At 65.9% G+C, this 10,930-nt stretch carries 10 protein-coding genes; 6 read left to right on the top strand and 4 right to left on the bottom strand.

All coding sequences use genetic code 11. The features are described 5' to 3' along the window. The coding region (locus DM995_RS15900) for a M24 family metallopeptidase (RefSeq protein WP_232824441.1) at positions 1-958 on the top strand (958 nt) is incomplete at its 5' end. A gap of 12 nt (positions 959-970) precedes the next feature. On the opposite strand, the gene DM995_RS15895 is transcribed toward DM995_RS15900, so the two are convergent. Then, positions 971-1,579: a thiamine biosynthesis protein ThiC gene (locus DM995_RS15895; protein WP_116970052.1), complete on the bottom strand. Its 609-nt coding sequence runs from the start codon at positions 1,577-1,579 to the stop codon at positions 971-973. Positions 1,580-1,738: 159 nt separating this feature from the next. Here DM995_RS15895 and DM995_RS15890 point away from each other — a divergent pair, with 159 nt between their 5' ends. After that, positions 1,739-3,073 (top strand): dicarboxylate/amino acid:cation symporter, encoded by a 1,335-nt coding sequence (locus tag DM995_RS15890; protein WP_116970051.1) that lies wholly within the window; start codon positions 1,739-1,741, stop codon positions 3,071-3,073. A 4-nt stretch (positions 3,074-3,077) separates the two neighbouring features. On the opposite strand, the gene DM995_RS15885 is transcribed toward DM995_RS15890, so the two are convergent. The 3 genes from DM995_RS15885 to DM995_RS15875 form a co-directional block, all read right to left on the bottom strand. After that, on the bottom strand, positions 3,078-3,425 hold the full coding sequence (locus tag DM995_RS15885) for a GntR family transcriptional regulator (protein ID WP_116970049.1): 348 nt from the start codon (positions 3,423-3,425) through the stop codon (positions 3,078-3,080). A 78-nt stretch (positions 3,426-3,503) separates the two neighbouring features. Next, positions 3,504-4,682 (bottom strand): aspartyl/asparaginyl beta-hydroxylase domain-containing protein, encoded by a 1,179-nt coding sequence (locus tag DM995_RS15880; protein ID WP_116970048.1) that lies wholly within the window; start codon positions 4,680-4,682, stop codon positions 3,504-3,506. Between the two features lie 49 nt (positions 4,683-4,731). Then, positions 4,732-5,370, bottom strand: coding sequence for a L,D-transpeptidase family protein (locus DM995_RS15875; RefSeq protein ID WP_232824440.1), 639 nt, complete (start codon positions 5,368-5,370; stop codon positions 4,732-4,734). A gap of 364 nt (positions 5,371-5,734) precedes the next feature. Here DM995_RS15875 and rimP point away from each other — a divergent pair, with 364 nt between their 5' ends. The 4 genes from rimP (at position 5,735) to infB (ending at position 10,902) form a co-directional block, all read left to right on the top strand. Continuing rightward, positions 5,735-6,313, top strand: coding sequence for a ribosome maturation protein RimP (rimP, locus tag DM995_RS15870; protein WP_023838173.1), 579 nt, complete (start codon positions 5,735-5,737; stop codon positions 6,311-6,313). Between the two features lie 2 nt (positions 6,314-6,315). Beyond that, positions 6,316-7,941, top strand: a complete 1,626-nt coding sequence (gene nusA, locus DM995_RS15865; RefSeq protein ID WP_023838174.1) for a transcription termination factor NusA — start codon at positions 6,316-6,318, stop codon at positions 7,939-7,941. Further along, complete coding sequence (locus DM995_RS15860) at positions 7,922-8,689, top strand: DUF448 domain-containing protein (protein ID WP_116970513.1); 768 nt, start codon at positions 7,922-7,924, stop codon at positions 8,687-8,689. The genes nusA and DM995_RS15860 overlap by 20 nt, the downstream gene beginning before the upstream one ends. Positions 8,690-8,931: 242 nt before the next feature. Beyond that, positions 8,932-10,902 (top strand): translation initiation factor IF-2, encoded by a 1,971-nt coding sequence (infB, locus tag DM995_RS15855; RefSeq protein ID WP_232824439.1) that lies wholly within the window; start codon positions 8,932-8,934, stop codon positions 10,900-10,902. Positions 10,903-10,930: the final 28 nt, after the last annotated feature.

Here is a 10,930-nt window from a genome sequence, read left to right as displayed (position 1 = left end):
CGGCGATCCCGTCATGATCGCGCCCTATTTCGAGCTGGGGTCGCTGCAGGCCGAACTGGTGATCGAGGTCGAGATCCGCCTCTGGCAGGAGGACGAATCGCCGACCGCGCTGGTCGCCGACGCCTGCCGGGCCTGGGGCGCAACAACACTCGCGATCGACCCGGCGCTGCCCTTCCTGTTCGTCGACCGCATCGCCAAATCCGCCCCCGGCATGGCGCTGACCAGCGGCGCACCGGCGATCGACGGCTGCCGCATGCACAAGTCGCCCGCCGAAATCGCGCTGATGCAGCAGGCCAAGTCGATGACGCTCGAAGCGCATCGCCGCGCCGCGCTGATCCTGCGCGAAGGCATCAGGGCGAGCGAGGTGATCCGCTTCATCGGCGACGCCCACCGCGCAATGGGCGGGCAGGGAAGCACCTTCTGCATGGTCCAGTTCGGGCGCGGATCGGCCTTTCCGCACGGTCTGCCAGGCGATCCCGAATTGCGCGAGGGCGACATGGTGCTGATCGATACCGGCACCACGGTGCACGGCTATCATTCGGACATCACGCGCAGCTATGTCTTCGGCACCCCGAATGACGAGCAGCGCCGCATCTGGGATCTGGAAAAGGCTGCGCAAGCCGCCGCCTTCGACGCCGCCCGGCCCGGCGCACCGTGCGAGAGCGTCGATGCCGCCGCGCGCCGCGTGCTCGAAGCCGCAGGGCTCGGCCCCGATTACGCGCTGCCTGGCCTGCCCCATCGCACTGGGCACGGCATAGGCCTGTCGATCCACGAACCCGCCTATCTGGTGCGCGGCGACACCACGCCCCTCGCTACCGGCATGTGCTTTTCCAACGAGCCGATGATCGTCATCCCCGATCGGTTCGGCATAAGGCTGGAGGACCATTTCTACATGACGGACGACGGCCCGCGCTGGTTCACCCAGCCGCAACCCGCGATCGACGCGCCGTTCGGGTGAGGCCGATCGGGCTCATCCGGCAGTCTGCCGAGCCGGGCGAGACTCGAAGTGCAGCGCCAGAGCGAGCAGCGCGGTTGCGATCGTGCCGGTGGCGCCTGCCGGATAGAGCCAGTCCATGCCGAGCGCGATGCCGCCCGTATTGATCAGCATCGCGACCACTCCTGCAATGATGGCGGACAGGCCGACGAAGCGGACTGGGCCGCCATGACGGGAAAGGTGCGTGCCGATCACGACCGCTGCGAACCCGAACAGCAGCTTGCCGCTGAAAAAGAGAAAAAAGGCCATGGCCACCACGGATTCATAGACCGGCGCCATGGCATCGCCGGCGTTCGAGAGCGGTGCGAACAGCGTCAGCCCCATGCCGACCTGAAGCATGTTGACCAGCCCGCCCAGCGCAATGCCCGCCATGGCAGGCGCGAGCGACGTCCGCTGCAGCATCGCCACCAGCCCCAGCACGGCGATGGCGAGGAACAGCAGGGTTTCCACCGACCAGATCGCCGTGCTCGCAATCTCGATCTCGAGGGCCGATTTCGCGATATAGACAATCTGGGTCAGGACTATGCTTCCCAACAGCAAAGGCAGCATCGCATCCGCCTTGCTCGCCCTCTGGTCCAACTGCATATGTCCTGCTCCCGATCCGGCGCGATGCTGCAGGCAGTTCCGATGATGGCAGCAGCAAGGTTACAGCGACAGACGGATCACCACCACTTGCAGCGCCGCGCCGGTCGATAGGCCGACTCGCCGGTTGGACAGAGCTGCGCACAGTGATAGGCGAAGCGTATGGTATCCATCGCTCCGCCCTCGCCGCTCCCCACCCAGGCCCCGCGTCCCTGGTATGCGCAGCTCTATGTGCAGGTGCTGGTCGCGATCGTCGCGGGCGTGGCGCTCGGGCATTTCGCGCCGGAGACCGGGGCGGCGATGAAGCCGCTGGGCGATGTGTTCATCAAGCTGGTCAAGATGGTGATCGCGCCGGTCATCTTCCTGACCATCGTCACCGGCATCGCCGGCATGCGCGATTTGGCGAGCGTGGGGCGCGTCGCGGGCAAGGCCTTTGCCTATTTCCTCACCTTCTCCACGCTCGCGCTGATCGTCGGGATGATCGTCGCCAATGTCGTCCGGCCCGGCGCAGGACTGAACATCGATCCGGCCACGCTCGATACCGGCAAGGTCAGCGAATATACCGCCAAGGCGCAGGAATCGAGCATCACCGGTTTCCTGAGCAGCATTGTGCCGGACACATTTCTCGCCTCGCTGAGCAGCGGCAACCTGCTCCAGGTGCTGTTCGTGTCGATCCTGTTCGGCATTTCGCTGGCGATGATCAGGGACAAGGGCGCGCGGCTGCTCGACCTGCTCGAGGATGCCTCCGCCGCGTTCTTCAAGCTGGTCGGCATCGTGATGAAGGCAGCCCCGATCGGCGCGTTCGGCGCGATGGCGTTCACCATCGGCGAATATGGCATCGGCACGCTCGCCAATCTCGCCGCGCTGGTCGCGACCTTCTACGCGACCTCGCTGCTGTTCGTGCTCGTCGTGCTCGGCGCGGTGGCCTGGGCCTGCGGCTTCTCGATCCTGAAGCTGATCGCCTATCTGCGCGCCGAACTGCTGCTGGTGCTCGGCACCTCGTCCTCGGAAAGCGCGCTGCCGTCCCTGATCGAGAAGATGGAGCGTGCGGGCTGCCCCAAGACGGTCGTCGGCCTGGTCGTGCCCACCGGCTACAGCTTCAACCTCGACGGCACCAATATCTACATGACGCTGGCGGCGCTGTTCATCGCGCAGGCGTGCAATGTCGAACTGTCGATCGGCGAGCAATTGCTGCTGCTCGGCGTCGCGATGATCTCGTCCAAGGGCGCGGCGGGCGTCACCGGCGCAGGCTTCATCACGCTGGCGGCGACCCTGTCGATCGTGCCCTCGGTGCCGGTTGCGGGCATGGCGCTGATCCTGGGGATCGACCGGTTCATGTCCGAATGCCGCAGTCTGACCAATTTCATCGGCAACGCGGTGGCGACGGTGGTGGTGTCGAAATGGGAAGGCCGGCTGGACAGGGAACAGTTCGATCTGGCGCTGGCCGACCGGCTGCCGCGGGTCGAGGATCTGCCCGAGGATGCGGTAGACCCCTGAGGGATCAGGCCTTTTCTTCGTCGAGCAGGGCGGCGGGCGACAGGCCGATGCGCCGCATCTGGCGCAGCACCGGCGGCCAGACATGCTGGAGAAAGTCCTCGCGCTCCATCGCGCGCAGCTTGTCGACCGCGCCGGTGGCGACATACATGCCCACCCCGCGCTGCACCTCGACCAGTCCCAAGTCCTGGAACATCTGGTACGCCTTGGCGACGGTGAGCGGATTGGCCTGTTGTTCGGCAGCGAAGGCCCGGACCGAAGGGAGCATGTCGCCTTCCGCGTAGATGCCGTCGAGAATCGAGGCGGCGATGATGTCGCGGAGCTTGAGGTAAACGGGTTTGGAGTTGTCTGCCATCACTGCTTCACTGCCATAATACAGCGTGGCAGGTCAAGTGGATTCAATCCGGGGGATTGTGCGCAGCATTCGCTGCCGTCAGCCCTGGTCGGGGGGCAGGCCGCCATAGGCGCTGATCGCCTCGAAGATCGCCGTCAGCGCGGTGCGTTCATCCATTGAGATTTCTGGCCGCCAGATCTCGAACAGCAGGATGATGCGCGTGGCGCTGCCGCGGTTCCAGGCCTCGTGCTCGATGCTGTCGTCGAAGATCATCAGCCTGCCCTGCTGCCAGGTCCGCGTCTCGTTGCCGACACGGATCGCGCAATCGGCATTGGTGATCAGTGGCAGGTGGCAGATCAGCCGGGTGTTGAGCATGCCGTGATGCGGGCGGATATGCGTGCCGGGGCGCAGCAGCGAATAGAGCGCCATCGGCGAGCGCGCGGCGATCACCGGCATCGGTGCCGTGGCGAGCGCGGCCATGGTCGCCGGTGCGATCGCCGCATGATCGGCGACCGGCGCGCCGTTCTCCCACAGATAATGCGCGCCCCAGCTGGGATCGTCGCGCAACGGGTTGGCGGCGGCGGGCCGATCGGGCCGGGTCTGGACATAGGGGCTGAAATCGCCGGGCTGCCGCGCGAGCAAGCCCTCGAGCTCCGCCAGCATCGCATCGGCCTGCGCCTCCAAGCCTTGCGCCCAGTCGAATTCGGCCGCCTCGTAGAATTGCCGCTGCGGGAGGCCGGGAAAATAGAAGCTGGTCGGCTCCTGCACGTAAAGCTGCTTGCGGCCCAGCAGCAGGTCAAGCGCCATGTCGATGCGCGGCGATACCGCGCCCGGTGCGATGCCCTTGTCTGCGAGCTGCGCGTTCAGGAACGCGGAATATTCACCTTGCGCCTTTTGCAGATACAGCTGGCCCTGTTGCAGCAGCGGGATCATCGCCTGCGGCACCTGATCGGGGGCGTGATCGGCGACCGCGAGTGCGGTGGTATAGAAGGATGAGGCCGCGCGCGAATCCCCCTGCCCCGCCTTGTGCCCCGCCATCAGCAGCAGCCCGCCGAGATGACGCGGCTCTTCTGCCAGCAGCCGGGTCAGGGCTTCACCCTGCCCGACCGAATCCCCCGCCATCTGGCAGGCCTGGGCGAGCAGGAACCAGGGCGGCACCTCGCCCGGCGGCGGGTCTTTCACGACGTTGTTCAGCAGATCGCGCGCGCGCGTCGCTTCCCCGCTGCGCAATGCGGTGATGGCCTGCTGGATAAGGATGCTGGCTTGCTGGCGATCCATCACCCGTGTCTAGCCAGCGACGAAGCGATTGGCCAGCCGATGCTGCGCATCAGACCCCGGCGACCGCGTCACCCACATTGATGCGCTGGCCGTTGGTGATGATCACCACGTCGCCCAGCTTCACCTGCTCGAACAGCAGCTTGGCAAAGGCGGTCGGCACGCCGATGCAGCCGCGCGTGCCATAGCCCCATTCGACATCGCTGCCATGGATGGCGACGCCGTCGTTGGTCAGCCGCATCATGTACGGCATCGGCGCGTCATAGAGGTTGGAGACGTGATCGGCATCCTTCTGGGTGATCGGAAAGGCGCCGAGCGGGGTCGGCTTTTCCGGCGTGCCGTACAGGATCACCGCCACGCCGATCTCGTGGCCGTCGCGGAAGACCGAGAGCGTCTGCGCCGCGAGATCGACCGTGATCAGCATCGGGCCCGTCGCAGGCGCGTTGCTTTCGTCCCAGTAATAATTGCCGTGCCCGAGCGGACCATCGATCGTCATCACGCTCTTGATCGCATAACCTGCCTGTTCGGGCGTGGTGATGGCAGAATCGGCCTTGGCCAGAGCCGGTGCCGCGGGGGCGGACACCTGGGCCTGCGTACCGGGCAGCGCGGCCTTGGTCAGCGGCTGAATCGCCGCATCGCCGGGCGCACTGGTGAGCATTGCGCCCACGAGTGCACCAATCCCGACCAGCATGGCGCCACCTGCCACCTGTCGTGCCTTGGGCCATTTCATCGTTCGCTGCTCCCGTCGTGCCATGCATTAACGCCACCTCAATGCGGCATTTACGGGATGCTAACCAAATGGCTGCCGGTTTGCCAGTCGCGCGAAACCGGCGTCCCCTCGCGGGACGGTGACCGGCAGCCAGGTTAAGGCATAAGGTTACCGGCATGCGGCGCGGGCCGACGCGGCAGTTATGGCTTGCTTATCAGGCCTCAAGCGCCTATATGGCCGCTATCCCGACATGGTTGCTGAAACTTGACGGGCCGGCACCCCGCGGGGCCGGCGCGAACGAGCTTTTGCTGCCCTGCCAACCAGCACCAAGCCAGAAAGCGCGTACTTGACCGATCTTGCCGCCGTTGCCGCCCTTGTCGAACCCGAAGCGACCGCTCTGGGCTTCGAGCTCGTGCGCGTGCACCTGTTCGGCGCGGGCGATGACCGCACGCTGCAGATCATGGCTGAGCGGCCCGAGACCGGCCAGCTCAACATCGACGATTGCGCCGCGCTGTCGCGCCGCATTTCCGACGTGTTCGATGCGCTGGAAGAGGCCGGCAAGGACCCGGTGCCCGGATCGTACCGGCTCGAGGTGAGCTCGCCTGGAATCGACCGGCCGCTCACCCGACTCAAGGATTACGGCAACTGGCTGGGCCATGAGGCGCGGCTGGTGCTGACCGAGGCGGCGCAGGGCCGCAAGCAGTTGACCGGCGAGTTGCTCTCGCTCGAAGGCGACATGATCTCGGTCAACGACAAGAAGGTCGGCAGCGTCACGGTTCCGTTTGCGCAAGTGCTCAGCGCCAAGCTGATGCTGACCAACAAGCTGATTGCTGCCACCCGCCCGCTCGATACCAGCGGCGTGGACGACATCGAAGAATTCGAAGAAACCCCAGACACTGAAGCTCTCGAAGAACAGGAAGACTGATCATGGCCAGCGCCATTTCCGCCAACAAGGCTGAACTTCTCGCCATCGCCAACTCGGTGGCGACCGAAAAGATGATCGACAAGGCCATCGTGCTCGAAGCGATGGAAGAGGCGATCCAGCGCGCGGCGCGGGCCCGTTACGGCGCGGAGAACGACATCCGCGCCAAGCTCGATCCGGTCAGCGGCGACCTGCGCCTGTGGCGCGTCGTCGAGGTGGTCGAGACGGTCGAGGACTATTTCAAGCAGGTCGATGTCAAGCAGGCCGAAAAGCTGCAAAAGGGCGCGCAGGTCGGCGACTTCATCGTCGATCCGCTGCCGCCGGTGGACCTCGGCCGCATCGACGCGCAGGCCGCCAAGCAGGTGATCTTCCAGAAGGTCCGCGATGCCGAGCGCGAGCGCCAGTATGACGAGTTCAAGGACCGTGTCGGCGAGATCATCACCGGCGTGGTCAAGTCGGTCGAGTTCGGCCATGTCATCGTCAATCTGGGCCGCGCCGAAGGCGTGATCCGCCGCGAACAGCAGATCCCGCGCGAGGTCGCCCGCGTCGGCGACCGCATCCGCGCGATCATCCTCAACGTCCGCCGCGAGAACCGTGGCCCGCAGATCTTCCTCAGCCGCGCGCATCCCGATTTCATGCGCAAGCTGTTCGAACTCGAAGTGCCCGAGATCTACGACGGCATCATCCAGATCAAGGCCGCCGCGCGCGATCCGGGCAGCCGCGCCAAGATCGGCGTGATCAGCTATGACAGCTCGATCGACCCCGTCGGCGCATGCGTCGGTATGAAGGGCAGCCGCGTCCAGGCCGTCGTGCAGGAAATGCAGGGCGAGAAGATCGACATCATCCCCTGGTCGGAAGATACCGCGACCTTCGTCGTCAACGCGCTGCAGCCGGCCACCGTCAGCCGCGTGGTGATCGACGAGGAAGAAAGCCGCATCGAGGTCGTCGTTCCCGACGACCAGCTGTCGCTCGCCATTGGTCGTCGTGGCCAGAACGTGCGTCTGGCCAGCCAGCTCACCGGCTCTGCCATCGACATCATGACCGAGGCGGAATCGAGCGAGAAGCGCCAGAAGGAATTCACCGAGCGTTCGGAAATGTTCCAGAACGAGCTCGACGTCGATGAGACGCTGTCGCAGCTGCTGGTCGCCGAAGGGTTCAGCGAGCTCGAGGAAGTCGCCTATGTTTCCCCGGAAGAGCTTTCGAGCATCGAGGGCTTTGACGAGGAGCTGGCCGAAGAGCTGCAGAGCCGTGCGCAGGAAGCGCTCGAGCGCCGCGAAGAGGCTTCGCGCGAGGAACGTCGCGGCCTGGGCGTCGAGGATGCGCTGGCCGAGCTGCCGCACCTCACCGAAGCGATGCTGGTGACGCTGGGCAAGGCGGGAATCAAGACGCTCGACGATCTGGCCGATCTCGCCACCGACGAGCTGATCGCCAAGAAGCGCACCGAACAGCGCCGCCGCGACAATTCGGCCCCCGCCAACAAGCGGCCCGAAGACAAGGGCGGCGTGCTGGCGACTTATGGCCTGACCGAAGAGCAGGGCAACGAGATCATCATGGCCGCGCGCGCGCACTGGTTCGAGGACGAGGATGCGGGCGCCGATGGGGAGGACGCGCATGCGGAAACTTCCCAATGACACGGCCGGTGATCTTCTAACCGACGACGCCACCGATAACGCCGCCGACAAGGCGGATGGCCCGATCCGCCGCTGCATCCTCAGCGGCGAGCGGGCGGAGCGTGGCGCGCTGATCCGGCTGGCGATCGGCCCCGAGGGCCAGGTCGCTCCCGACGTGCGCGCGCGTCAGCGCTTCCTCGATCATCGCGGGCAGGTCGTCGGGCACGGTGATCCGCGTCGCGCTGCTTCGGCGATGCGGTCCGATCCCGTCAGCAGCGTGCCCGAGCTCGAAGCGGCGATCGCCAAGGGCCGGCTGAAGGCCGCGCTGGCACGCGCATTCAAGACCGGGCCGATCACCGTGCCCGACGACCTGCCCGCGATGATCGAGGAAGCGCTGACGCGCGCGCTGCTCGACCGGCTGGGGCTGGAATCGCGCTCGGGCACGCTGCTGACGGGATCGGACCGCATCGCCGAAGCAGCGCGACGCGGCAAGGTATGGCTGCTCTTGCATTCGAGCGACAGCTCGCCCGACGGCAATGCCAAGCTCGACCAGGCCTGGCGCGTGGGCAGCGATGCCGAAGGCAGCGGCCAGCGCGGGTCGGTATTGCCTGTAGACCGCACCCGCCTGTCTGTGGCATTGGGGCGCGACAACGCGGTTCATGTGGCGCTGACCGATCAGCGTGCCGCCGCCCGCATTGACCAGTTTCTTGGCCGATTGCTGCACTTCAAAGGGGAGGGGGCCGTGCCCGGCCCCGGCGAGCCAGTCTAGCGCGCTCTGGCGTGCGCGGACATGCCCCGCGCGGACCGGCGATGCCTGAAGCATCGCCCGACATGAGAATTTTTTGAGGATTGAGTCTGTTCGATGAGTGAAGATACCGAAAACAAGCCGACACTGCGCCGGCGGCCGAGCCGGTCGAAGCCAAGGCCGAAGCTGCGCCTGCGGCCAAGGAAGCGGCCAAGCCTGCGACCGAAGAGACGCGCGCCGCTCCGCCGCCGCGCCGCTTCACGCCGGTGGCCGCCGCGCCGCGTCCCGAGGTCAAGCCCAAGAAGGCGGCCAGCACCAAGGTGGTCGACAACCGCCGCCAGGCGGGCAAGCTGACCGTCAGCAAGGCGCTGAACGAAGGCGATGGCGGTGCGCGTGCACGCAGCCTTGCCGCGCTCAAGCGCGCGCGCGAAAAGGAACGCCGTCTGCACATGGGCGGACAGAGCCGCGATGCGCAGCCCAAGCAGGTGCGCGATGTCGTCGTGCCCGAGGCGATCACCGTCCAGGAACTCGCCAACCGCATGGCGGAAAAGGGCGCGGATCTGGTCAAGTCGCTGTTCAAGATGGGCATGATGGTCACCGTCAACCAGACGATCGACCAGGATACCGCCGAGCTGCTGGTCGAGGAATTCGGCCACAAGATCACCCGCGTTTCCGATTCCGATGTGGAAATCGATCACGAGGCGGATGTCGATGCCGAGGCGACGCTGAAGCCGCGTCCTCCGGTGGTCACGATCATGGGCCATGTCGACCATGGCAAGACCAGCCTGCTCGACGCGCTGCGCGGCACCGATGTGGTGGCGGGCGAAGCGGGCGGCATCACCCAGCATATCGGCGCCTATCAGGTGCAGGTGAAGTCGGGCGACAGGATCACCTTCCTCGACACGCCGGGCCACTCGGCCTTTACCGAGATGCGCGCACGTGGGGCCAATGTCACCGATATCGTCATCCTGGTGGTGGCGGCCGATGACGGCCTGATGCCGCAGACGATCGAGGCGATCAACCACACCAAGGCCGCAGGCGTTCCGATGATCGTGGCGATCAACAAGATCGACAAGGACAGCGCCAACCCGCAGAAGATCCGCGAGCGCCTGCTCGAGCACGAGGTCATCGTGGAAGCCATGTCGGGCGACGTGCAGGACGTGGAGGTCTCCGCGCTCAAGAAGATCAACCTGGACGAGCTGGTCGACAAGATCCTGCTCCAGGCCGAACTGCTCGAGCTCAAGGCCAATCCCGATCGCGCCGCCGAGGCCGTGGTGGTCGAAGCCAAGCTCGACAAGGGTCGCGGCCCCGTCGCCACGGTGCTGGTGCAGCGCGGTACGCTCAAGCGCGGCGACGTGTTCGTCGTCGGCGAGCAGTCGGGCAAGGTACGCGCGCTGATCAACGACAAGGGCAAGCAGGTGAACGAGGCCGGCCCCTCGCTGCCAGTGGAAGTGCTGGGCCTGACCGGTGTGCCCTCGGCGGGTGACAAGCTGACCGTGGTCGAGAACGAGCAGCGCGCCCGCGAAGTCGCCGATTATCGCCGCCAGAAAGCGCTGGAAAAGCGCACGACCATGGCGCCTGCGAGCATCGACACGATGTTCTCGGCACTCGCCGCCAACCGCGCCAAGGAATATCCGGTGCTGGTCAAGGGCGATGTCCAGGGTTCGGTGGAAGCGATCGTGGAATCGCTGCACAAGATCTCGACCGACGACATCAAGGCCCGGGTGCTGCATTCGGGCGTGGGTGCGATCACCGAGTCCGACGTGACGCTGGCCAAGGCCTCGAACGCGCCGATCATCGGCTTTAACGTCCGCGCCAATGCACAGGCGCGCGCGCTGGCCGAACGCGATGGCGTGCGGTTCAAGTATTTCGACATCATCTATGACCTGCTCGACGACATCAAGGGCGAGATGGCGGGCGTGCTGGGTCCCGAGCGGATCGAGACCGTGGTCGGCCGTGCGGAGATCAAGGAGATCTTCCCGGCGGGCAAGAAGGACAAGGCAGCGGGTCTGCTGGTCACCGACGGCTTCATCCGCAAGGGCCTCTACGCGCGCATCACCCGCGACGATGTCATCGTCAGCAAGACGAGCATCGCCTCGCTGCGCCGCTTCAAGGACGACGTGGCCGAGGTCCGTGCGGGTCTGGAATGCGGCGTCGTGCTGCAGGATACGAACGACATCAAGCCGGGCGATATCCTGGAGACGTTCGACGTCGAGATGCGCGATCGCACGCTGTAAGGCATGATCCCCGCCGCCCGGCAGCGGT

Origin of the sequence: Blastomonas sp. UPD001 (assembly GCF_003426715.1) — a bacterium.
Taxonomy (GTDB): Bacteria; Pseudomonadota; Alphaproteobacteria; order Sphingomonadales; family Sphingomonadaceae; genus Blastomonas.
Note: the sequence above shows the minus strand (reverse complement) of the source record. Positions and strands in the feature narration are given on the sequence as shown.